General features: G+C 35.4%; 24 protein-coding genes and 3 pseudogenes. 19 read left to right on the top strand and 8 right to left on the bottom strand.

Annotated elements, in window-relative coordinates; genetic code table 11:
• Positions 1-61 precede the first annotated feature (61 nt).
• Positions 62-1,141: a peptide chain release factor 1 gene (gene prfA, locus ABWU73_RS05665; protein WP_007548640.1), complete on the top strand. Its 1,080-nt coding sequence runs from the start codon at positions 62-64 to the stop codon at positions 1,139-1,141.
• A gap of 28 nt (positions 1,142-1,169) precedes the next feature.
• On the opposite strand, the gene ABWU73_RS05660 is transcribed toward prfA, so the two are convergent.
• Positions 1,170-2,252, bottom strand: a complete 1,083-nt coding sequence (locus tag ABWU73_RS05660; protein WP_353285475.1) for a multidrug effflux MFS transporter — start codon at positions 2,250-2,252, stop codon at positions 1,170-1,172.
• Positions 2,253-2,796: 544 nt separating this feature from the next.
• Between ABWU73_RS05660 and ABWU73_RS05655 the strand changes: the two genes are divergently transcribed.
• From ABWU73_RS05655 to rmuC, 8 genes and pseudogenes are all read left to right on the top strand, one after another.
• A complete protein-coding gene (locus ABWU73_RS05655) occupies positions 2,797-3,726 on the top strand; it encodes an AEC family transporter (protein WP_141456821.1) in 930 nt (309 codons plus the stop codon).
• A 209-nt stretch (positions 3,727-3,935) separates the two neighbouring features.
• Positions 3,936-4,070, top strand: a complete 135-nt coding sequence (locus tag ABWU73_RS05650; RefSeq protein ID WP_007548354.1) for an IS3 family transposase — start codon at positions 3,936-3,938, stop codon at positions 4,068-4,070.
• Positions 4,067-4,201 carry a hypothetical protein gene (locus ABWU73_RS05645; RefSeq protein WP_007548509.1) on the top strand — a complete coding sequence of 45 codons (135 nt, stop codon included), beginning with the start codon at positions 4,067-4,069 and terminating at the stop codon, positions 4,199-4,201. Before ABWU73_RS05650 ends, ABWU73_RS05645 begins: the two co-directional genes overlap by 4 nt.
• A gap of 59 nt (positions 4,202-4,260) precedes the next feature.
• Positions 4,261-4,407: an IS3 family transposase gene (locus tag ABWU73_RS05640; RefSeq protein WP_080717648.1), complete on the top strand. Its 147-nt coding sequence runs from the start codon at positions 4,261-4,263 to the stop codon at positions 4,405-4,407.
• Between the two features lie 289 nt (positions 4,408-4,696).
• Positions 4,697-6,034 (top strand): IS110 family transposase, encoded by a 1,338-nt coding sequence (locus tag ABWU73_RS05635; protein ID WP_264704179.1) that lies wholly within the window; start codon positions 4,697-4,699, stop codon positions 6,032-6,034.
• 10 nt (positions 6,035-6,044) lie between these two features.
• Positions 6,045-6,215: pseudogene (locus ABWU73_RS05630) on the top strand (IS110 family transposase); the annotation flags it as partial.
• A gap of 244 nt (positions 6,216-6,459) precedes the next feature.
• A complete protein-coding gene (locus ABWU73_RS05625) occupies positions 6,460-6,630 on the top strand; it encodes a DDE-type integrase/transposase/recombinase (RefSeq protein ID WP_080717647.1) in 171 nt (56 codons plus the stop codon).
• Between the two features lie 256 nt (positions 6,631-6,886).
• Positions 6,887-8,218 (top strand): DNA recombination protein RmuC, encoded by a 1,332-nt coding sequence (rmuC, locus tag ABWU73_RS05620; RefSeq protein ID WP_151807714.1) that lies wholly within the window; start codon positions 6,887-6,889, stop codon positions 8,216-8,218.
• A gap of 41 nt (positions 8,219-8,259) precedes the next feature.
• Here the strand turns inward: rmuC and ABWU73_RS05615 are convergent, their stop codons facing one another.
• Positions 8,260-9,585, bottom strand: coding sequence for an IS4 family transposase (locus ABWU73_RS05615; protein ID WP_264339118.1), 1,326 nt, complete (start codon positions 9,583-9,585; stop codon positions 8,260-8,262).
• Positions 9,586-9,742: 157 nt separating this feature from the next.
• Here ABWU73_RS05615 and ABWU73_RS05610 point away from each other — a divergent pair.
• Together ABWU73_RS05610 and ABWU73_RS05605 are read left to right on the top strand one after the other, a co-directional pair.
• A pseudogene (locus ABWU73_RS05610) lies at positions 9,743-9,937 on the top strand (IS256 family transposase); the annotation flags it as partial.
• A gap of 589 nt (positions 9,938-10,526) precedes the next feature.
• Positions 10,527-10,670: a hypothetical protein gene (locus tag ABWU73_RS05605; RefSeq protein WP_153296793.1), complete on the top strand. Its 144-nt coding sequence runs from the start codon at positions 10,527-10,529 to the stop codon at positions 10,668-10,670.
• 27 nt (positions 10,671-10,697) lie between these two features.
• Here ABWU73_RS05605 and ABWU73_RS05600 read toward each other — a convergent pair whose 3' ends face one another.
• On the bottom strand, positions 10,698-11,870 hold the full coding sequence (locus ABWU73_RS05600) for an NADH-quinone oxidoreductase subunit D (protein ID WP_010962676.1): 1,173 nt from the start codon (positions 11,868-11,870) through the stop codon (positions 10,698-10,700).
• Between the two features lie 275 nt (positions 11,871-12,145).
• On the opposite strand from ABWU73_RS05600, the gene ABWU73_RS05595 reads away from it, so the two are divergent.
• The 5 genes from ABWU73_RS05595 (at position 12,146) to folD (ending at position 16,406) form a co-directional block, all read left to right on the top strand.
• Positions 12,146-13,324 (top strand): aspartate aminotransferase family protein, encoded by a 1,179-nt coding sequence (locus ABWU73_RS05595; RefSeq protein WP_006280246.1) that lies wholly within the window; start codon positions 12,146-12,148, stop codon positions 13,322-13,324.
• Positions 13,325-13,412: 88 nt separating this feature from the next.
• Positions 13,413-14,696 carry an HlyC/CorC family transporter gene (locus ABWU73_RS05590; protein ID WP_010962674.1) on the top strand — a complete coding sequence of 428 codons (1,284 nt, stop codon included), beginning with the start codon at positions 13,413-13,415 and terminating at the stop codon, positions 14,694-14,696.
• A 13-nt stretch (positions 14,697-14,709) separates the two neighbouring features.
• The gene (locus ABWU73_RS05585) at positions 14,710-14,976 is read left to right on the top strand and encodes a DUF2312 domain-containing protein (RefSeq protein ID WP_010082293.1); all 267 of its coding nucleotides are present in this window, start codon (positions 14,710-14,712) and stop codon (positions 14,974-14,976) included.
• Entirely contained in the window at positions 14,969-15,544 is a 576-nt protein-coding gene (locus ABWU73_RS05580; protein WP_010082294.1) for a UbiX family flavin prenyltransferase, read from the top strand. Before ABWU73_RS05585 ends, ABWU73_RS05580 begins: the two co-directional genes overlap by 8 nt.
• Entirely contained in the window at positions 15,528-16,406 is an 879-nt protein-coding gene (gene folD, locus ABWU73_RS05575) for a bifunctional methylenetetrahydrofolate dehydrogenase/methenyltetrahydrofolate cyclohydrolase FolD (protein WP_209472766.1), read from the top strand. Before ABWU73_RS05580 ends, folD begins: the two co-directional genes overlap by 17 nt.
• A gap of 523 nt (positions 16,407-16,929) precedes the next feature.
• Here folD and ABWU73_RS05570 read toward each other — a convergent pair.
• The 4 genes and pseudogenes from ABWU73_RS05570 to ABWU73_RS05555 all read right to left on the bottom strand — a co-directional run bounded on the left by ABWU73_RS05570 (position 16,930) and on the right by ABWU73_RS05555 (position 18,005).
• Complete coding sequence (locus tag ABWU73_RS05570; RefSeq protein WP_080717620.1) at positions 16,930-17,094, bottom strand: IS3 family transposase; 165 nt, start codon at positions 17,092-17,094, stop codon at positions 16,930-16,932.
• Positions 17,084-17,359 carry a DDE-type integrase/transposase/recombinase gene (locus ABWU73_RS05565; RefSeq protein ID WP_213862870.1) on the bottom strand — a complete coding sequence of 92 codons (276 nt, stop codon included), beginning with the start codon at positions 17,357-17,359 and terminating at the stop codon, positions 17,084-17,086. Before ABWU73_RS05565 ends, ABWU73_RS05570 begins: the two co-directional genes overlap by 11 nt.
• A 124-nt stretch (positions 17,360-17,483) precedes the next feature.
• Positions 17,484-17,564 (bottom strand): annotated as a pseudogene (locus tag ABWU73_RS05560) (hypothetical protein); the annotation flags it as partial.
• A gap of 177 nt (positions 17,565-17,741) precedes the next feature.
• Entirely contained in the window at positions 17,742-18,005 is a 264-nt protein-coding gene (locus ABWU73_RS05555) for a transposase (RefSeq protein ID WP_010082296.1), read from the bottom strand.
• 270 nt (positions 18,006-18,275) lie between these two features.
• On the opposite strand from ABWU73_RS05555, the gene ABWU73_RS05550 reads away from it, so the two are divergent.
• From ABWU73_RS05550 to ABWU73_RS05540, 3 genes are all read left to right on the top strand, one after another.
• Positions 18,276-18,617 (top strand): hypothetical protein, encoded by a 342-nt coding sequence (locus ABWU73_RS05550; protein ID WP_213862869.1) that lies wholly within the window; start codon positions 18,276-18,278, stop codon positions 18,615-18,617.
• A 39-nt stretch (positions 18,618-18,656) separates the two neighbouring features.
• Entirely contained in the window at positions 18,657-19,298 is a 642-nt protein-coding gene (gene fsa / locus ABWU73_RS05545; protein ID WP_007552982.1) for a fructose-6-phosphate aldolase, read from the top strand.
• A 336-nt stretch (positions 19,299-19,634) separates the two neighbouring features.
• Positions 19,635-20,744, top strand: a complete 1,110-nt coding sequence (locus ABWU73_RS05540) for an ankyrin repeat domain-containing protein (protein ID WP_209472768.1) — start codon at positions 19,635-19,637, stop codon at positions 20,742-20,744.
• A 9-nt stretch (positions 20,745-20,753) separates the two neighbouring features.
• On the opposite strand, the gene secA is transcribed toward ABWU73_RS05540, so the two are convergent.
• Entirely contained in the window at positions 20,754-23,414 is a 2,661-nt protein-coding gene (secA, locus tag ABWU73_RS05535) for a preprotein translocase subunit SecA (RefSeq protein WP_264329807.1), read from the bottom strand.
• Positions 23,415-23,616 lie beyond the last annotated feature (202 nt).

Genomic DNA, 23,616 nt, shown 5'->3' with positions numbered 1-23,616 from the left:
TATTGCTTGATATAAGAAATTTTTTATTTCAGTATATATTACTTAGCTAGATCTGTGCTATATGGATATGGAAAATAATTTACAAGACTTAAAGAAAAAATTTAATGATATAGAGAGGAATTTGGAAAATCCTACCAATTTAAGTCAAAAAGAATTCATTACCCTTTCAAAGGAATACTCTGAGCTCAGGCCAATAATCAAGATAATTGATGAATATAACACGCTGAAAGAGGAAATTTCAGACTTAGAAGAAATAATGAAAGATGAAAACAGCGAAGGTGATATAAAAGAGTTAGCAAAAGAAGAATTTTTCGAAAAGCACAAGGTATTATTACCAAAAATAAAAGCAAAATTAAAGTTAGCATTATTGCCCAAAGATGAAGATGACTCAAGAAATGCAATATTAGAAATTAGAGCAGGTACAGGCGGAGAAGAAGCAGCATTATTTGCAGCAATGTTATTTCGTATGTATCAAAAATATGCAGAAAGAAGAAATTGGAAGTTCGAGCCAATAAGCATTTCTAATACAGGTATAGGTGGCTATAAGGAAGCTTCTGCACTCATTAATGGAACAGAAGTTTTTGCAAGGTTGAAATTTGAATCAGGGGTGCACAGAGTACAGAGAGTGCCAGAAACTGAATCCTCAGGAAGGTTGCATACCTCTGCCGCTACTGTTGCGATATTACCTGAAGTAGAAGAAGTTGACTTTAAAATAGAAGAAAAAGACTTACGAATAGATGTTTATAGATCCAGTGGTCCTGGAGGGCAATCAGTGAATACAACTGACAGCGCAGTAAGGGTCACCCACTTGCCAACAGGGATAGTTGTGATACAGCAAGATGAAAAATCGCAGCACAAAAATAAAGCTAAAGCGCTCAAAGTATTGAGGGCAAGGCTATACGAAATTGAAAGACAAAAAAAAGAAATGGAAAGGTCAACAATGAGGAAAAGTCAGATTGGCTCTGGTGATCGTTCCGAGCGCATAAGAACATATAATTTTCCACAATCAAGAATAACAGACCACAGAATTAATCTAACTTCACATCGGCTAGAGCAGATTATAAAAGAAGGTGAACTAGATGAATTTATTGAGGCATTAATTTCACGCAATGAAGCAGAAAGATTGGCCGGGGAAAGTTAATCGCTCACATCTGTAAAAAGATCATTAATTATACCGGATCTTTTAAAAACAATAAACAGGCAGTAAAAACAAGTTCTAGTACTATCGCGGATAGAACAAGAACAGCTACACTAATTGTTTGACCATTGTAAACGTAGCTTGTTAAGCCGATAAAAATAGCCATGATAAAAGCTCTAATGAACGAGACTGCAGAAGAAACCGTACCTTTAATTTCAGGGAAAACATTTATTGATGCATTAAAAATCACTGCCTGGCAAATTGCACAACCGATAGAAAAAATAATCATAGACAGTGTTACTAAGTAGAAAGAGTGGGGTACAATTATACTGAATATTACAAGCAATAGAGACCCAATAGCACCCACGCTCGTGCCAGAAATTACACACCATATTTCTCCAAGTTTCTGCAAGATTTTGCCAGCAAATAGACTAATGAGTGAGAAGCACCCAACTATTGCACCTTGATGTAGTGCATAAATAGTGCTAGATAAACCAAAAGTCTTCATATACAGAAAAGGTCCACAAGTAATGAATGACATATAAGCGGCAGAAAAGAGGCTTGACATCAAAGACAACGTAACAAACCTCGGATTAGATAGTAGTTTTCTGTAATCTTTCATCGTTTTTTTCAAACTGAAAATATCGCGGTCCTTTTTTGTTTCTGGTAACGCTAAAAGCAGCAAAACCCAAGAGATCAAACAAAGTATTGCAACAGTTGCATAATTACCACGCCATCCTACAATTTCATTGATGAAACTGCCTAACACTGGCGCAATTGCCATGACAACTGTTAGAACAGAATTCATGATTCCAATAAATTTCACCGCTTCGTCACCTTTATAGCTGTCTGCAACGATTGCAAACACAACTACAGATGTGCTGACACCAATGCCCTGAACAAAGCGAGAGATTAAAAGCCAAAAAATCGACGGTGCAAAAACATAACCAACAGCGCCGATTAATAACAAAGTGTTACCTATGATCATAATTCTCCTTCTGCCGTAGCATTCAGACAATGGACCGAAAAACAACCCTCCTATGCAAAAGCCTAAAAAATTATAAGCAATAGTTAATTGAATTGTTCCTTCTGATACGTTAAAATAGCGCACCATATCAGGAAAACTAGGTACGGAAATGTCAATTTCAATGAACTTGGCAATGAGAGACAGGATTAACAGAAATGGTAGTAACATTTGAGATTTTTAATTAATGAATAAAAATATCACATTTAAAGCGTTGAAAGAAAACATTTTTTACTGTTATTAAAATGGTTAGAAACACCTCATGTGAAGGAATGGTGGATAAATTGGACACTAGGGTTAATTAAAGAAAAATATGACAACTATGTTAAAGCTCTTACTCTCTGTCCTAACTTTACTTATTTCCTCTTACTTTTTCAACAGTCCGTCTAAATTACTACAAGCAGTTTAATTTTTAGTAAATATGTCATTATTCAAAAATATGCAAGAAGCTTTACAGAAACTTAACATAATTTTATCATAAAAATGTCATTCTTAAGTCCTATGTAAAAACAAATTTTGGCACTAATTTAATTAACTATGAGCTGGATAAATTGGAAAATAAATTTTGTTTACTTTTACAATACCTTAAGATCTAATATCACTTTATCAGTCAAAAGTATCACAATAGGCTAGTATGTTCTTTACTCTTTTCTTAAAAATATTACCTATTTATATTACGATATTTATTGGTTATTTAGCAGGAAAATGTCTTAAAATTGATAGAAACACTATATCTCAAATACTCTTTTATATAGCTAATCCAATAGTGATTTTATATGGAGTCTCTCATACAGAAGTTAACTTAAAAGTAATTTCTCTGCCGATTTTGATATGGTTTATAGGTAGCACTATGTCCTTATCAGTGTATTATCTTTCTTCTTTTTTATTTAAGGATAACACAAGAAACATATTAGCATTTAGCTCGGGCAGCACAAGTATGGGTTATTTTGGCCTGCCGATTGCCATGGCTTTATTTGATGAAGATTCAGTATCTGTATATGTTGTTTGTTATATAGGAATGGCGCTATTTGAAAACAGCTTAGGATTTTACATAGCTGCAAATGGTATTTATACCGCAAAAGAATGCATATTAAAGTTGTTCAAACTTCCTTCGCTTTATGCGATGGTTCTGGGCTTCTTTTTAAGTATATACGATATACAAATACCTACTTTTTTAACAGATGTTATGATGAATATTAGAAGTACATTTGTCACATTAGGAATGGTGCTACTTGGAGTGAGCATTGCGAATATTGCAAGCTTTAAAATAGATTGGAAGCTTGCTTTGATCACTATTACAGCAAAGTACGTATTCTGGCCACTGTTTGTTTTAGGAATTGTCCTTTTAGACAAGCATGTTATAGGTATATACGATGAGAGCATATATAAAGCACTGATGTTGCTGGCTATTATTCCAGTTTCTGGGTCCAGTATAATACTTGCTAATATTTTGAATTATCAACCAGATAAAGCTACTCTGTTGCTTCTAATCAGTACTGCAGTGGGACTGTTTTATGTTCCACTAATAATATCATTATTTTTTACTAAACTTGTTCCTTTTTGATCAAAAAATTAAGCGCTTGCACAACCATTATTTGGGTAACAACACAAGACATTGATAAAACTTGAATTTATAGCTAAAGCAACTTCTACAATTTGGTAACCCGTCATCCCGCTACTAGTTAGCGCCGCGGCGGTAAATTGACCTTACCCAGAAAAAGTAGAGAGAAAGTTAAGACGTTTTTGGAGTAAAATAAAACGTTTTTTCAAAATATGACAAATAGAAGAGAATATACAGCAGAATTCAAATTAGAAGCTGTTAAGCTGGTTAAAGAAACAGGTCAAGCAAGTACAAAAATAGCAAAAGATCTAGGTATAGATGGCAGTATGTTAAGTAAGAAAATATGATGGAAAAATGTCTGGAGCATACGCATTTCCAGGCAAAGGCTCCTTATGACAAAGAAAGATTTGATCTAAAAAAAGAGCTAATAAGAGAAAGAGACATCTTAAAAAAAGCCCTGGGCAAAGAAAAAGAGTAAAGTATTCTTTTATATAGAAATTGCTATAAAACACAGGAACTATGTAGGGTTTTGTACTGGTGGTATGGGTTGCTAAGGAAAAAAGCAGTAAAGAATTAGCAAAAGAAGGGCTTCTAGCAGATATTCAAAAAATACATCAAGCTTCTAAATGCAGATATGGAGCCCCTAAAATTCACGCTGAATTAAAAGCTTTAGGCAAAAATTAAAACAGTACAAAGTGTTATGCAAGCATCGAACAGACGAAATCTGTCAAATCAGAAAGAAACACACAAATTTAAGTTTTTAGTAGTTTTCAAGTATAGTTGTACAGGGAGCGCCTTTGCAGTTATGACCGACATTTTCAATGGTGCCTAAGTGCCCGTATGCAAGCATGGTTTTGGAAGGAACGGTCAAATCATTGATGGAGTCATTTAGACTACCTCGGTTAGGAGATTGTACTATCAACCGTTCCAAGCTGAAGCGTTTCCCTATTACAAATTATATGCAGGAGTTACCATGAAAAAAGCAAAAAGTAAATTAGAAATAGTGAATCCTAATGCAGCAGGAATAGACATTGGTTCAGCTGTACACTATGTGTGTGTACCTGAAGGAAGAGATGAACAACGCGTTCAGAAATTTGGCTGCTTTACTGAAGACCTTCATAACTTAGCACAGTGGTTGAAAAAGTGTAAAGTTACAACAGTAGCTATGGAATCAACAGGAGTATATTGGATTCCTTTATTTCAAATACTTGAGTCATACAAATTCGAGGTAAGATTGGTAAATGCACGGCATGTAAAGAATGTACCTGGTAGGAAGTCTGACGTTCAAGATTGCCAATGGCTCCAACAACTGCATAGCTACGGACTGCTTCATGGATCGTTTAGGCCAGATAATCAGATGTGTGTATTGCGCAGTTACGTGCGGCAACGCAAAAATCTCACTGAAAGTGCATCTACACATATTCTGCGTATGCAGAAGGCATTAATTCAAATGAATATACAATTACACAAGGTTATTAGTCATATTACTGGGATAACTGGTATGAAAATCATTGAAGCTATAATTGAAGGCGAAAGAGATTCTGAAAAATTGGCAGAATTCAGGGACGTGCGAATGAAAAATGATCAGTCTACTATTGCAAAAGCGTTAGCTGGTGACTATAGAGAGGAACACTTATTCACGCTAAAGCAAGAATTTGAACTATATAATATTTATCAAGAAAAAATAGCAGAATGTGATAGAAATATTGAAGCCTATTATAAAACGTTTGAAACAAAGTCTTGTGAAAGCAAACAGCTAAGTAAGCAAAAGAATAAAAATAGCAAAAGTAAGCCAAGCTTTGCTTTGTATGAGGAACTGCACCGAATAACTGGTATGGATTTCACTAAAATTCCTGGATTTGATGTATTAAGTATACAAACCATAATTTCAGAAGTTGGTATAAACCATAGTAAATGGCCAACAGAAAAGCACTTTTCATCGTGGTTGGGACTCAGTCCTGCTAATAAAGTTACAGGGGAAAAAGTGTTTAACACAAGAACACGTAAAGTCATTAACCGTGCTGCAAATGCTTTGCGAATAGCTGCTCATTCTGTAGGAAATAGTAAAAGTGCGTTGGGTGCATACTACAGAAGATTGAAAAAACGACTAGGAGCACCAAAAGCAATAACAGCTACTGCAAGAAAAATGGCATGCATATTTTATAGTATGCTCAAATACGGACAGGAATATGTAGAAAAAGGAATGGAATACTATGAAACACGCTATAAAGATAGAACTGTAAAAAATTTGATCAAAAAAGCGAGCGAATTTGGCTACATATTAGTTCAACAAGAAGAGTTAGTTGAGTGAGTTTCTTAGGAGAAAAATGGCATGCATATTTTATAGTATGCTCAAATACGGACAGGAATATGTAGAAAAAGGAATGGAATACTATGAAACACGCTATAAAGATAGAACTGTAAAAAATTTGATCAAAAAAGCGAGCGAATTTGGCTACATATTAGTTCAACAAGAAGAGTTAGTTGAGTGAGTTTCTTAGGAGAAAATGGCATTAAAGCCAAGTTTAGACGAAGGTTCAAAAATAAAAAACAGCAAATAAGCAACCGAGTTGTGGCTCCGAACACATTGGATCAAAATTTTACTACTGATCAGCCAAATAAAGTTTGGGATTACCTACATAAAAACTAAAGAAGGTTGTTGGCGGCAATAATTGACCTATATTCACGCATGGTGGTTAATGAGTAACATGATAATTAGTTATAGATTCTTTATTGATGGCCGTTGATAAACGCAAACCCGATAAAAATCTGCTGTTACATAGCGATCAAGGGTCACAGTATACCTCTCAAAATTACCAATTTCTATTGAATACAAAAAACATCATTTCCAGCATGAGCCATAAGGGCTGTTGTTACGATAACTCTGTTGCAGAAAAGTTCACTTAAAAGGGAGCTGCTTATTGATACTTCTCGCTCAACAAACCAGAACTGCCATATTTGAATACATAGAAATCTTTTATAACAAATAACGTAGACATTCTACTATTAACTATTGCATTCCTGCACAATTTATTCTCATGATAAAAACGTCTTAACTTTCTCTCTACTTTTTCTGGGTAAGGTCACCTCTTTAGGTGCTCCTTTTTTCTTTCTTATACACACAAAAATCATATAGAATTGTAAATACAGCTTTTTTATTCTGATGCTTTTCAATTCTATAGCTCTGGTTGTCTCTCTATTACTATTTTTCTACATTATCGTAAAAAAACTGAGCGAAAAGAAAGCAAACCTTGAGGGTAATTTATGTAAATTAGAGCAAGAACTTCAAGAAACAAAGCAAACTTTGCTTACGAAGAATGAAGAAATAGTTGATTTAAGGGTCAAAAAAGCAGAACTTGAAGTAACTCTGCAAAAAGAACGTGAGGAAAAGAAAAAGGAAATAGAATTACTAACAAAAGCAGAGGAGAGATTAACAAACACTTTTAAAGCGCTCTCTCTTGATGCTTTGCAAACAAATAACAATAATTTTCTGAACTTAGCAAAGGAAGTAATCGATAGTAAATTAAAAGAAACGGAAAGCGATTTCAAAAAAAGACAAGCAACGATCAACGAAGTTGTAACTCCAATAAAAGAAAAATTAGAAAAATTCGATAATGAAATACGTGAGCTAGAAAAGGAGAGGGTAGGGGCCTATGAAGGTTTAAAGGAGCAAATTGGAGCGCTGATGAACCAAACTTCCAACCTTGCTAATGCCCTGAGGAAACCTCACATTAGGGGCAAATGGGGTGAAATGCAACTCAAAAGAGTGGTAGAAATGGCAGGAATGATTGAGTATTGCGATTTTTTTACTCAGCCGTCAGTGATTGATAAAAACGAGGATAATTTATTGCGTCCTGATTTAATAATCAAAATGCCATCTGGAAAGCAAATAATAATAGATGCTAAAGTGCCGCTTGATTCTTACATGGATGCTATATCACAAAATGATTTGCAAATACAAAAGGAGAAATTAAAGAACCATTCCCTGGCAATAAAAAAACACATAAATGATTTGGGTAAAAAAGAGTATTGGAATCAATTTGAAAATACGCCAGAACTTGTGGTGCTTTTCTTAACAGGGGAGGGGGTTTTTAGCGCAGCACTGGAATATGAGCCTGCTTTGATAGAGATTGGAGTGGAAAAAAAAGTGATCATTGCAACACCGATCACTCTAATTGCGTTGCTGAGAGCAATAGCGTATGGATGGAAGCAAGAGATGATAGCTGAAAACGCAAAGAAAATCAGTGAACTAGGTCATATTTTATATGAGCGCATTTGCACAATGGGTGAAAACTTTGATAATTTGCGCAGGAGCTTAAAAAGTGCTGTTGATCATTATAATAAAACTGCTGGCTCTCTTGAAGCAAGGGTGTTTCCTGCTGCTCGAGAATTCAATAAGCTTGGTATACATGCAAAAAATAAAAGTTTAAGTGCTGCAAAGGAATTAGAGTCTTTACCACGCAGTTTACATACTGAGGAGCTGAAAGTAGATTAGGCATCTTAACAGGGAATGTTCAAAAAAGCATACGCGTCAAGTTAAGAGATTGTGAGCAAATTTAGAGAGGTTAAAGTGGATACTCTAGCCCTTCTACGTTTGTCTTTTAATGAAAATCGCGACCAAGTTATAGTGAGTTTTTTAAGAAATGCTTTTAAACTATTAATTTTGGTTAATACTAAAAATAACTCTCTAACCCGCCTTTTTAGCTCAATAAATGCCTTTGTTAAGCTAAGTTCTGTATTCTTTTTCACTTCTGTGCAACCAACTATGCCGTGAAATATAAGAATTGCGCACAATTTAGCATATAGTTCACATAATACTCTGCATGGCTTTCCTTTTAGCTTATCAAGCCTGATATGGCTTTTATACAATTTAAATAATAACTCAATTTGCCACCTTACTCTGTAAATCGTTAATACTTGCTCAGCACTAATTTTATTTTCTGGAACATTAGTTATAAATATTGACCAGTTCAACAATTTTTGATTTCTTTTAGAGGATGTATATCCCTGCGATCTTGCTAATCTATTAGCTTTCCTTCTTCTGGCCATAGACTGTTCTTCAGTTAGTTTCTGACATATAATTCTTACTCTAATTTTTGCTTCTTTTCCTAACAATACCTCGTTTTCTAAAAATAACTTATCCTCTAAACATTCTAATAACTCCATTTTTTGATTTGTTTCTACATCATATATGTTGGTATCGGATTTATAACGACTTATGAAATAAGCTCCTATTTCATTGATTTGTTTAAAAGAACTTGGCACAAAATAACCGAGATCAGATATTAGCAAATCATTGCTTAATATATTACTTAAATGTTTCCTATATCCCTGGTCTGATCTTACCCCCTCCGTTAAATTAAGTTGGTCTATTATCTGATTCATGTAGTCGAAAACTAATTGTAACTTTATTCCAGACTTAGTATTGCTTTCATAGCCACTGTAGCTAGTACCATAACCTTTATACATCTCTTCCATACTGTTAGGTAGAGTAATATAGCTACTGTCCAATAATTTAACACTATTAAATTGCTGTAAGATTTTGCAATCAACTTGCAAGATATTTTTAAAGAGAATCACAGATTCATTATACATCCTTTTCATAAATTCCACTGCTTCTTCAGTAAATCTAAAATCCAAACCTTGTTTTGTTATATCTATCGAGTCCTCGTTTAGTAATTGACACATTGTTTCTACGCTACAATTATCAACTCCTATATTACCCAAGACCATGGCTTTTACGAATGATGAACCTTTTAGCTTTCTCTTTCTTTTTATAAACCTTGTTGTAATTGAGATTTTCTCTGCTTTTTCATTAAAAAATTCTTTGAGCTTTTTTGATAAGCAAGTTATTTTATTCATTGGTTCTCTCACTAAAAGTATATCTGGGAGAACTTATACCTTATTATTCTATCTCTTTCATACCTTTATTTCCTTAACTTGACGCGTATGGTTCAAAAAAGTGTGTCAAACCAAAAAAAAAGTAATAAATTGATATAAAAAAAATGGAGGTTTGACAATGAGTCAGAAAGTAGTAAACAGAACTACCGGTTTGGTAGATTACAAAGAACTGGAAGCAAATATACTGTCATCAATAAGGGAAGGCAGACCATTAACAGGAAGGGATGGAGCATTTACACCATTTATAAAAAAGCTGCTGGAGGCAAGTTTGGAAGGTGAAATAGAAAATCACTTATTAGCTGAAAGTGAAGAGAGGGTTTGGTTGGAAGAAGTGGAGTAGCGAATGGATATACAAAACGCTGGGTCTATATTCAGACTATAGAATAAGGTATTACAAACCGAAAGCATCACCAGCACAATATGTTATAAACTTTGGTAAAGAATCTGCTAGGAAAGCGTAGTGCGGATGCTGCGTTTGACGAGGCGGGAGCTGGAAACGTTAACATGGGAATTTGGATTGAGGCCTATTGTGAAAACAATGGATCAGCCACCAAACCCTAAAGTAGGCGCGCCAGTTCTTGACCCTACATATTTTTTTGAAGGTTAAATCCAGCTTAGGGTCGAGAAACTTAGATAAAGCCATAGCCAAAGTGTTTAAAAATATTAATAATTATACACACAATTATTCAACCATATTTTTGAAGATAGCTATGCCGCCGCGGTATCTCTTAGCCGCTAACAAGTAGCGGGATGACGATTGTTGGTAAATCTAAGTCAGTTTAGCTATAGGCAGCAATTTTCTGTATTTATTTTAAATTGAAGGAAGCTCAAATGAAAGATCATGTTTTGCTAAAAATCACAGAATGCAGTCTAACAGTGAACGGTTACGCTTTTGATCAAAAATGTTGTATAGTACACAATCAATTTTTCTGGATCCAAGTAGTCAAGGCACTGCCTTTGTGTTTGAGGCAAAATCGGCTATAACACTTAACATACTGCCTTTGCAAACAAATGTTCGTACAGTTATGTGTCAGCTACTTGCATGACGCCATTGCCTGAACGGGTACCAATGATTACCTATCAATCTCACCAAAAACTATATCGAGTGAGCCAATAATTGCTGCAACGTCAGCAAGCATGTGTCCTTTTGCCATAAAGTCTAAGGCTTGTAAATGCGCAAAGCCAGGTGCTCTTATTCGGCACCTATAAGGTCTATTGGTACCATCTGAAACTATATACACTCCAAACTCACCTTTTGGTGCCTCAACAACTGCGTAAGCCTCACCTTCTGGTACGTGATATCCTTCTGAATAGAGCTTAAAATGGTGAATCAGAGCTTCCATAGATTTTTTCATCTCTGCTCTTGACGGTGGAGAAATTTTTCTATCTTCAGTTTTTATTTGCCCTTCAGGCATTTTCTCTATGCACTGCTTCACCAAACTGATAGATTGCCTAATCTCTGCCATTCTAACTAGATAACGGTCATAACAGTCGCCATTTTGGCCGATCGGTATATCAAAATCTAGTTGATCATATATCTCATATGGCTGGCTTTTTCGCAAATCCCAAGCAAGCCCAGCAGCGCGCAACATTGGGCCACTAAAGCCCCAATCAAGTGCCTGTTTAATTGATATTTCACTAATTCCTACAGTGCGTTGCTTCCATATCCTATTTTCTGTTAAAAGTTCATCAACATCGTCTATATATTTTGGAAATTGCTCTATAAACTTTGCAATATCCTCAATCAAATCTTCTGGAACATCTGCTGCAATTCCACCTGGCCTGATGTAAGCTGCGTGAAACCTTGCACCTGAAGCTCTTTCGTAAAATTCCAGTATTTTTTCTCTTTCTTCAAAGAGCCATAAAAGAGGGGTCATTGCTCCAACATCAAGTGCTTGAGAAGAAACGTTCAGTAAATGATTTAGTATTCTCGTCAGTTCACAAAACAAGACACGTAAATACTTTGCCCTAATTGGCACTTCACATTGCAACAATTTCTCCACACAAAGTGAATATGCATGCTCTTGTGACATTGGTGATACGTAATCAAGGCGATCAAAATAAGGCAAAGCTTGAAGATACGTTTTATGTTCTATTAATTTTTCAGTACCGCGGTGCAAAAGCCCAATATGGGGATCTGCCCTCTCGATCACTTCACCATCCATCTCTAAAACAAGACGCAACACTCCATGTGCAGCTGGGTGCTGAGGTCCAAAATTTAACATCATTGTCTTTAGATCGGGCATGTCCAGTAGTTTAAGATATTAAAATTGTATAGGCTAAAGTGCGCTCAAAGTCAATAAACTTCTTGCATAGGCTACAACTATCATTCAATAGAAACAAAAACTTTTACAATGGCTAATAAGTGTTGGTAAAACCAAGTCACTTTAGCTATAGAATGACAAAAAAGGTTTGCATTAGCCAAATTTTTAGTTGAAGTAGCATAAGAGGTTAAAGGAAAAGCTTTGTGTTAATGGATTCATTTCAGGTATAGTATAGATAATACCACAATACTTATAAAATGGATCATGTTGTTAATGCGTATAATAGACTTGACACTCCTATAGTCAGGGGAGAAGGGGCATATCTTTTTGATAAAGATGGTAAAAAATATTTAGATTTTGCTGCAGGTATTTCTACAACTTCTTTAGGGCATTGTCATCCATACATTACAGATAAGCTGAAAGAGCAATCGAGCTCATTATGGCACTGCTCTAACATTTTCACTATTCCCGAGCAAGAAAGGCTTGCCGAGCGTTTAACAACCCTTACTTTTGCAGATAAAGTTTTTTTCTGCTCAAGTGGGCTTGAAGCAACAGAAGCTGCAATTAAGTTTATTCGTCGTTACTTTTATTCAAAAGGGCAAGCAAAACGTAATCGTATTATTACAATTGAAGGAGGCTTTCATGGCCGCAGTATTGCTGCAATTTCTGCTGGAGGCAATGAAAAATCACGCGAAGGTTTTGCTCCGCTCCTTTCTGGTTTTGATAAAGTGCCAAGAAATGACATTAAAGCATTAGAAGAAAAAATCAACAATGAAATAGCTGCTGTATTTTTAGAGCCCATACAAAGCGAAGGTGGAGTATATCCACTAGACGTAGAATATCTTCAAAAAGTAAGGGAAATAACAAAAGCTCAAGGAATAATTTTGTGCTTTGATGAAGTGCAGTGCGGATATGGACGCATCGGTTCTTTATTTCATTATCAAAATGTCGGCATTGAACCTGATATGCTAACCTGTGCGAAGGCTATGGGTAACGGTTTTCCTGTAGCTGCATGTTTAGTGAAAGATTATATAGCAGAAGCAATTACTCCAGGAACTCATGGATCAACCTATGGTGGCAATCCACTTGCCATGACTGTTGGTAATGCAGTGCTCGATATAATGCTAAAAGAAGGCTTTTTTGATCATGTTAAAAGAATTAGTAAATATTTAAAAGAAAAGCTGTTGCTTTTAGCTAAAGAATTTCCTGAGATGATTTTAGAAGTTCGTGGAGAAGGGTTACTAATGGGAATAGAACTAGCAACTCTTGTAGCTGATAAAATTATTAGTCGATCTCTTGATAAAGGTTTAATAATAACTAGGGTTTTAAACAACAAAGTAGTAAGGGTAACCCCACCACTTATCATTGAGGATGAGCATGTGAACGCAGCGTGTAATATGCTTTATGATTTGTTTTTTAAGATTAAAGGTATATAAAATTCGGCAATATAAATTCAGGCTTGCAAATGCCTCTCATAACATGTAAAATTAATTTTATTTTTTATCACAATAACATCGTACTTTAATGGATTGGTTATTGGTCTTAGTATCATCAGCAATTTTTGTTTTGTTAGTTTTATCGTTTTTGTTCTCAGGAGCAGAAATAGGCTTAACCTCAATTAGCCGTTCTCGAGTTAATAAGCTAAAGCTAGACGGTAACAAAAAAGCCAGGGTAATAGATCGCTTATTAAATAGGAAAGAATTGACAATAGGAACGGTATTGCTCGGCAATACAATTATTAATATTACTTGCTCTGCTTTATTTACAGCAATATTTATCAATCTTTTTGGAAATGAGGGCATTCTCCTATCAACAATTATAATGACATTTTGTATTTTATTGTTCTGCGAAGTTCTACCAAAAACTTATGCTATTCAAAATCCTGAAAAATTTGCATCATTTTCTGCTTATTTTGTATTGTTTTTTGTAAAGATTTTTTCTCCATTGACACTAGGTATTCAATTTATTGTTAACCTCATCCTAAAATTATGTGGGCTGCATAAAGATAAGGAAGTGATATCTGCAGCGGATGCAATGCGTAATATGATTACTCTTCACCGCAGTGAAGGAACTATGTTGCAACAGGATTTAGATATGCTAAGCAGCATACTTGATTTGGCTGAGACAGAGATATCACAAATTATGACCCATAGAAGAAACCTATTTTCTCTTGATATAGATCGGAATAAAGAAGAGTTAATAAGAGAGATTTTAACCAGCAGTCACAGTAGAGTACCTTTATGGCAGAAGGAACCAGATAACATTGTAGGTGTAATTCACGTGAAAGCTCTAATAAATGCTTTGCGTGAAAAGAATAATAAAGCGGAAGAAGTTGACATTACCCAAGTTATGTCAAGGCCTTGGTTCATACCAGAAAGTACACCGCTCAGCGTGCAACTTCACAACTTCCGTAAGAACAGGAAACACCTTGCATTTGTTATTGATGAGTATGGAGCACTGCAGGGAATTGTAACTCTTGAGGATATACTGGAAGAAATAGTTGGAGAAATTTCGGATGAACATGATTTGATTACGGAGAATTTTATAAAGAAAATATCTGATAATATGTATCACATAGAAGGAAAATCTACTATTAGGGACATTAACAGGCAGTTATACTGGAATCTCCCTGATGAAGAAGCTACAACTCTAGCAGGTATGATTGTGAATGAAATAGAGCGCATTCCTGACGAAGGCGAGGAGTTTTCCATGTATGGTTTTCGCTTTAAGATTTTAAAAAAAGATAAAAATATTATTACTGTTGTTGAAGTGCAAGTAAAAATTGGTAATATTAGTGGCAGCAATTAATTAGTGGAGTTTCATGGAAGATACAGTAAAAATAACGGCTGAAGAGTTGAAGGGTTACATAGAGAGAATCGAAAAACTTGAACAAGAAAAGAGGGATGTGCAAGATCACATTCGTGATGTATATGCAAAAGCCGCAGATGAAGGTTGGGATATAAAAGTGATGAAACAAATTATTAGGCTGAGGAAGATGGATGATGATGACAGAGAGGAACAAGAAATATTGCTTGATACCTATAAACGTGCATTGGGAATGAGCTACGAAGAAGAGTTAAGTGAATAGCAGAATTGTAATTGGAATAAGTGGAGCATCTGGTTCTATTTACGGTGTGCGTATTTTAGAAGCGTTGAAAGACGTCGATTATGAAACTCATTTAGTGATAAGTCGTGCTGGGAAAGTAACTTTAGCTCACGAGATTAAAGAAAAACTTGAAGATATTACATCACTTGCAGATTTTTACTATTCTGAAGAAAAGATTGGAGAAAAAATAGCAAGCGGCTCATTTAAAACCTCAGGGATGATTGTAGCACCATGCTCTATGAAGACAATGTCTGAAATCGCATCAGGTGTTACTTCCAATCTATTGACAAGGGCTGCAGATGTAACGCTAAAAGAAAGAAGAAAGTTAGTTCTTATGGTGCGAGAGTCACCACTGCATCTTGGGCATTTACAAAATATGTTAAAATTAACGGAGATGGGAGCAATTATTGCTCCACCAGTGCCTGCTTTTTATATTAAACCGAAATCGTTGGATGATATTATTAATCATTCTGTTGGCAAAGTATTGGATTTATTTGATATCAAATTACCCGACTTTAAGGAGTGGCAAGGAAGTGACAATTATTATTGATGGTAAAAAAATAGCAAACGACCTATGTGAGAGGCTATCACAAAAAATTGATATTTTAAAGAGAGAGTATAACATTTTTCCTTGCCTGAAAGTAATTCTCATGGGTAGCAATCCAGCAAGTCAAGTTTATGTTCGCAACAAACAGAAAAAAGCAGAATCAATAGGCATAAGTTCTGAGACCATTGTTTTGCCTAATAATATTTTAGAAGATGAATTAATTGAAAAAATCAATGAATTAAATGAAGATCCATCTGTGCATGGCATTTTAGTGCAATTGCCTTTACCAAATCATATTAGTGCAAGCAGAGTAATTAACACAGTAAGTGTTGAAAAAGATGTAGATGGCTTTCATGATGAAAACGTTGGCAAATTAGTTAAAGGTGAAAAAAACTGCCTTATACCTTGCACTCCTAAAGGTTCTTTGCATTTAATTAAGTCAATTGAAGAGAACCTTTCCGGTAAAAACGCAGTGGTAATTGGTAGGTCAAATATCGTGGGCAAGCCAATGTTTTACCTGCTATTGCAAGAAAACTGCACTGTCACCATCTTGCATTCACAAAGCAAGGATTTAGCTGAATATTGCTCTAAAGCGGATATAGTAGTTGCAGCAGTCGGAAAGCCAAATTTTGTTCAAGCAGACTGGATAAAGAAAGGTGCAATAGTGATCGATGTTGGCATAAATAGCGTTAACGTAGGAAAGCTTGTAGGTGATGTTGACTTTGAAGGAATAAAAGGGAAAGCCAAAGCTATGACCCCAGTACCCGGGGGCGTTGGCCCAATGACCATTGCATTTCTAATGATGAACACTGTTATTGCTGCTTGCTTGCAAAAGGGAGTTGATGCTTCTGATTTCATTAGTTGAGGTATGAAGAGGAAAGCTATATGAAGATAGAATGTACCATATCACAATTAATAAAAAATTGAGATTTTTGAAATTCCTCAGTAGTCAAATTTATTAAATATTTAGGATCATCATCTATTCTTTTTTCTCTACAAGTATAGCTAAAGTGGCTTAGGTTTACCTACAATTTGAAAAACAACAAATTCGTCATTCCGCTACTCGTTAGCGAAATCTATGCTGAGATACCGCGGCGGTATGACGTAGGGAAACCTTTCTTGGGTTAGCTATAGTTAGTGGAATTGCAAAGTTTCTAGGCATAAAAAGCTTTGAACCTAATATATGAGCCAAACTTGATTTTCCAACCGTAGATACACCTGTAATAAAAATAATAGTCTTCATTTTGTGAATTTACTTGCTATATGAACTATCGGAGAAATTTTTTTATAGTTTATAGTATCTGACCTTACCCAGAAAAAGTGGAGAGAAAGTTTGGAATGTTTTTCACAAAGAGAATGATGAATCAAAATGCTCAGGAATGCAATAGTTAATAGTGACGTTGTTTGTTATAAAAAATTTCTATATATTCAAATATAGCAGTTTTGATATGCTGTTTAGAGTGCCGAGAGGTGTCTATTGGTAACTCCCTTTTTAGAGAACTGAAGAAGCTTTCCACAACAGAATTGTCGTAACAACAACCTTTATAACTCATCTATGTTTTTTATGGATAAGAGATATTGATAACCTTGCGAAGTATATTGTGAACCTTGATCACTATGTAATAGTAGATTTTTGGCAGGTTTACGCTTGTTAACGGCCATTAATAAAGAGTCCATAACCAATTGTTTATTTATTGAACTGCTCATTGACCAGCCAACTACCATGCGTGAATATAGATCGATTATTGTTGCCAAATATAGCCATCCTTCTTTGGTTTTTATATAAGTAATCCCATACTTTATTTGGTTGATCGACAATAAAGTTTTGGTCTAATATATTGGGAGCTACGACTCTACTGTCCGTTTGTTGTTTCTTAATTTTAAATTTTCTTCTCAATATAGCCTGAATACCATTTTTCTGCATAATACTTTGCACTGTTTTTAAGTTGCAACTTTTACCCAAAGCCTTCAATTCAGCATGAATTTTAGGAGCTCCATATCTACATTTAGAAACTTGATATATTTTTTGAATAGCTGCGAGTAGCTCTTTATTTGCTGATTCTCTACTGCTTATTTTTCTTGTGGTCCACTTATAGTAGCCACTAGCAGAAAATCCTACATAATTCCTGTACTTTATAGCAGTTACTATGCTCTTTTATAAAAAAATATTTTACTCTTTTTGACTGGCCAGGGCTTTTTTTTAAATGTCTCTTTCCCTTGTTACTCTTGCTAACTCTCTTTGTAAATCAAACCTCTCTTTGTCGTAAGGAGCCATGTTACCTCTACCTGGAAATGCATTTGCCGCTGACTTTTTTTCGTTATATTTCTTCATCCATTTTCCTAATACACTATCCCTTATTCCTAGATCTCTTGCTACTTTTGCAACTGGTTGACCTACCTTTCTTTGTTCATTTGCCAGCTTAACAGCTTCCAATTTGAATTCTGCCGTATATTCTCTTACCATTTCTAATCCTCCAAAATTTTATTTTACCCGAAAAAACTCCTTTCTTTCTCTCCACTTTTTCTGGGTAAGGTCAATATACCAGTGCCGAAAATAGTTGACAAAGATTGTGTATACTTATTACAATTGTTTGGGTACCAGAAGTTTTTACGGCAACAAAGTATGCACTAACTATAAGTAAGGAAGACTTTAAGCAGGCAATAAAAAAAATGAAGTAACGTTTAAAAGAGATTGAAGGAGAGAAGAAAAAGGTAAAAGGGAATACGGCAGAAAATGAATCTTATTACAAATAGCATAAAGGGCTTTTATTCTAGTGTTAAATCGGACCTAGATTGGCAAGCCAAACGTAGTCTTATTAGAACATTAGTAAAAGAAGTCAACATTGATCTTGATAAAGTAGATGTAGTATTTAAGATCAAAGAACTTGAAAACCCCGCCCAGAATGGACAAAATCAAAAGATGGTACATTGTCTAAGGGGTCTGGGCACTGGGATGACATCTTTTTTCTTGGTACAAATTACTCTTATGTCTCAATATTTGTACAGTTGTGTTATCGGCTGTTTGATGTTTACAACGCAGAAAGTTCATACGGTTGTAAGTCAAGCGGTAGGATGACAAGATTTTGCAAGGGTATTTTTTTTATAGGAGATTAATATGGAAATTTTTCTTGATAGCGTTGATTTAAATGAAATTAAAGGACTAAAGGAGTTCATTGACGGCATAACAACTAATCCTTCTTTAATAGCAAAGTCCGGGCGTAAAGATAAATACGAGGATTTAGTGCGTGAAATATGCTCTATTATAAAAGGGCCTGTTAGTGTTGAAGTTGTTGCAGATAGCCATGAAGAGATGATCACAGAAGGTCTGAATTTAGCAAAAATTGCTGATAATGTTGTGATCAAATTACCTCTTACACATGAAGGATTAATTTCTTGTAAAAAGTTATGGACAGAGCATAAAATACCTGTTAACATCACATTATGTTTTTCTCCTGGACAAGCACTGCTTGCCGCTAAGGTCGGTGCTTGTTTTATTTCCCCCTTTGTTGGTCGCCTTGATGATATAAGCTATGATGGCTTATCGCTAATAGAAGATATATGTACTATATATTCTAATTACGGTTTTGATACTAAAGTTCTTGTTGCATCAGTGAGAAGCCCAGCGCATGTAATAGAAGCTGCAAGGCTTGGTGCTGATTCAATTACTGTGCCAGCAAAAGTACTTAGACAATTAATTAATCACCCACTTACTGACCAAGGGCTAGCAATATTTGAAAAAGACTGGGGTGTAAAATAATAGACGGTTACAAATGAACATAAAAATTGGCGTATCCGTTCAGGCAATGGCGTCAACTTAAGAGCCTTCATTAGCAAACTCTCCTAAAGACATGATGGCGTTTGCTACCTTATTGCGGCTGCCCTGGTCGAATTTTAACTTTATAGCTAACCCAAGAAAGGTTTCCCTACATCATACCGCCGCGGCGCTAACGAGTAGCGGAATGACGAATTTGTTGTTTTTCAAATTGTAGGTAAACCTAAAGCTATAGAAAAAAAGAAGAACCAGTTTCTTAGTTCTTCATTGACATAATCCACTCCATATGCCATAATAAAATTTTATATCTTGGAGAAGGAAATGACATTAAGGTTAATACTACAAGAAGTCAACAGTAGTCCAGACCTGAGTGCAGAAAATGTAGTTGAGAAAATCAAAGATGAACTACAGCAGAAGCTTCCAGATATCTACAGTGAGTGGGAAAGTAACCAGTTTGATATAAATCACACATTTGAAGTACTTAATTGTGGTTTATTACTTATAGCAGCTAAAAATGGTTGTGGAAAAGTAGTAAAACACCTAATAAAAAGCGGGGCTAATGTTAATGTACAAGATGTATGGAAAAAAACCTCTTTACATTATTCTGCTCAGTATGGGTATACGCAAGTAGTAGAAGTTTTGCTAGAAGAGGGAGCAGACGTTAATGCACAAGATGAAGATAAAGAGATTCCTTTACATGTAGCTGCTGGCAAAAGAGATATAGAAATAGTGCAAATGTTATTGGAGAAAGTGGCAAATGTTAATCTACAGGATAAATCTGGAGGAACTGCTTTGCACTATGCTACATGTAATGCTAACATATGTACTCCTATGAAGGATGATAGTGCAGCAAAGATAGCGGGACTTTTATTACAAAGAGGAGTAGATGTTAATATAAAAGACGAGGATGGAAAAACTCCTTTGCATTATGCTATTGGTTATGAACTTATACAAACAATAGAAATGCTATTAAAAAAAGGTGCAGATGCTAATATAAAAGACAAGGATGGAAGGGCACCTTTATACTATGCTACTCTTAATTATAGTTACCGTAATATAAGGTTAGGAGGAAAACTGCTACTAGATTGTGACACAACTTTACTAGGTAATTTTTATGAACCTTACAAACCTAGTCCAAGGATGGCAAAACTCCTGCTAAATTATGGTGCAAATCCATCATGCATCCATAGACCTAAAGCTATAACAGCAGGAATTACTGTGGGTGTTATATCTGCTGTTGTAGTTCCACTAGTACTTGCCTATGCCACTGCATTACCTGCACTAGCAATAATTGGAATTACTGTAGCATCTGTACTGATAGTTGGTGGTATTACCTATGGAGTTGCATATAAGTCATCAGAGCATTCATTAAACAGTAAGCTAAGTGAGGTTAGCTGCAGTAATGTTGATGGAAATAAACAAACTGTATAACCATAATTATTAGTTTACCACAGTAACCGCACCATGGCAGTGTTTGTATTTCTTTCCGGAGTTGCAAGGACATTTGTCATTTCTTGAGACTTTGGGAAGTCTGCTATTTCTAGCAGAATGTAACCTATTGCCTATCTCTTGGTTGTCTGCCAACTTAAAGTGTGCTAAGCGGTGAATGGTGAGTTCCTTCCATTTTTCAAGCATTGACTCAAACATCAAGAAAGCTTCGCGTTTAAATTCATTCAGTGGATCTTTCTGCCCCATAGCACGTAAGCTTATGCTTTGTCTTAGGCTCTCTAGAACTGAAAGGTGTTCCCTCCATAAATGATCAAGTGTCATTATCATCATTTGCTTCACGATCGTATTCCACAAATCTGTAGTGTGCTGACTGTTGAAATATTTTTCTTTCTCAGTAAAAAATTCTTGTATCTTATCATTTATATAATTCAAAGCTTCTTGTTTATTCAAAAACTTTGCCAAGTCTTCTTTATCAAGCGTTATTCCATACCTTGTATGGAATTCTTTGGCTATATCTTCAACATAATCTTCGTAATAGCCACTTTGGATTATACCTTCTACTACGCTCTCATTTACTTCGCTATACACTTCAAATATATCATTAATTTCGTTGCCTAAGATATTGTTTCTCTGCTTAAAAATAACTTTACGTTGGTTATTGATTACGTCATCAAACTTAAGTAGAGATTTCCGCACGTCATAGTTTCTAGCTTCAACTTTCTTTTGCGCTTTCTCGAGTGCCTTATTGATCCATGGATGATGAATAGCTTCGTTATTCTTTAACCCTACTTTTTGTAAAAAGCTTCTCATTCTATCAGAGCCAAATATTCTCATTAGGTCATCTTCGAGCGATAAAAAGAACTTAGAAAGTCCAGGATCCCCCTGACGACCAGAACGGCCGCGTAATTGATCATCTATTCTCCTGCTTTCATGTCTTTCGGTTCCAACCACACATAAACCACCAGCTTTTATAGCAATTTCCTTATCTTTTTTTACTCTTTCAACTATTTCTTGGTATTTTTTTTCTCTTTCATCAGCATTTTTTATCTTCTTTAGCTCCACCTTTGCAATCATTTCAGCATTTCCACCAAGCTGAATATCAGTTCCACGTCCTGCCATGTTAGTTGCTATAGTGATACTACCTGGCACTCCAGCTTGCGCTATTATGTACGCCTCTTGTTCATGATAACGAGCATTTAATACTGAATGCTTAAGAGAATGGCTTTGCAAAAGCGCAGAAAGCTTCTCAGAGTTTTCGATGCTCACCGTGCCAACAAGGACCGGTTGAAGGCGTTTGTAGCATTCTTCTATAAACTTCAACACAGCATTAAATTTTTCCTTTTCTGTACCGTAAATTTCATCATCAATATCAACTCTTTTTACAGGTACATTGGTTGGAATTTTTACTACATTTAATCTGTATATATCACGAAACTCTTCTGCCTCTGTTGCTGCTGTTCCCGTCATTCCGGAAAGTTTATTGTACATACGAAAGTAATTCTGAAATGTGACCGATGCTAAAGTTTGGTTTTCATGCTGAATTTCAAGATTCTCCTTCGCTTCAAGTGCCTGATGAAGACCATCGGAATATCTCCTGCCCTCCATCATACGCCCAGTAAATTCATCAATAATCACTACCTTGCCATCCTTTACTATATAATCTTTATCAGCAGTAAACAGCTTATATGCACGTAATGCTTGGTCTATATAATGAGTCATTATCATGCTGTCAGTATCATAGAGCGAGGAATTTTCAGGAATGAGATTGTATGACCTTAGTAGTTCCTCCACTCGTGAAATACCATCTTCAGTCAAGAATACCGTTCTACCTTTTTCATCTACTTCATAATCGGAGTCAACTAATTTGGTTACTATTTTATTGATATGCTTATATATCTGATTGTTTTCCTCAACCGGGCCAGAAATAATAAGCGGAGTGCGAGCTTCATCAATGAGTATTGAGTCCACTTCATCAACTATTCCGTAGTGAAAGCCTCTCTGAACCATGTCTTCTTGAGAAAATTTCATATTGTCTCGCAGGTAATCAAAGGCAAGCTCGTTATTTGTGGAATACACGATATCTGCACTGTAAGCCTCTTTCCTCTCTTCGTCTGTCAAGTTATTCGTAATAAACGCAACAGAAACCCCAAGAGAATTATATAATTTGCTCATCCACTCTGTGTCTCGTTTTGCAAGATAATCGTTAACAGTTACGACGTGCACGCCTTTCCCTTCTAAAGAATTAAGGTATGCAGCTAAAGTTGCAACGAGTGTCTTTCCCTCTCCTGTTTTCATTTCTGATATCATGCCATTATGAAGCACCATTCCACCAATTAGCTGGACATCAAAATGTTTCATATTAAGGAATCGTCGAGAGGCTTCACGCACAACTGCAAATGCAGGTACGAGAAGATCATTTAACGTTTTCCCATTTTTCAATTCTCGTTTGAATTCTTCAGTTTTACCAGCAAGCTCCTCATCAGATAAGCTCTGCATTTCTGTTTCTAATGCATTTATTTGCTGAACAATTTTCCTAAAGGATTTTATTATCTTCTTGTTTGTGGAACCAAATATCTTTCTTATAAAAAAGAATGACAACGTAAAAATGAAAAATATAAGAATGGCTGTCAAAATTAGCGGAGAATCTAGCATAAACTTAAGTAACGTCTTATTTAATATGAGATTATATTACTAAATGCAGCCTACAGCAATGACATATTAAATTCGGGAAATCTTTGGAAAGTCTTTTTTAAATCAAGAATTACAAGCAATTCCTATTCTTGAAGGCCTTCTATCAACATGTAAAGACTCTATTGCATTATTTTAGGTGTTTGGTAATCTTTAATTCTAGATC

This window comes from Wolbachia endosymbiont (group A) of Andrena helvola (genome assembly GCF_964028415.1).
GTDB lineage: Bacteria > Pseudomonadota > Alphaproteobacteria > Rickettsiales > Anaplasmataceae > Wolbachia > Wolbachia pipientis.
Note: the sequence above shows the minus strand (reverse complement) of the source record. Positions and strands in the feature narration are given on the sequence as shown.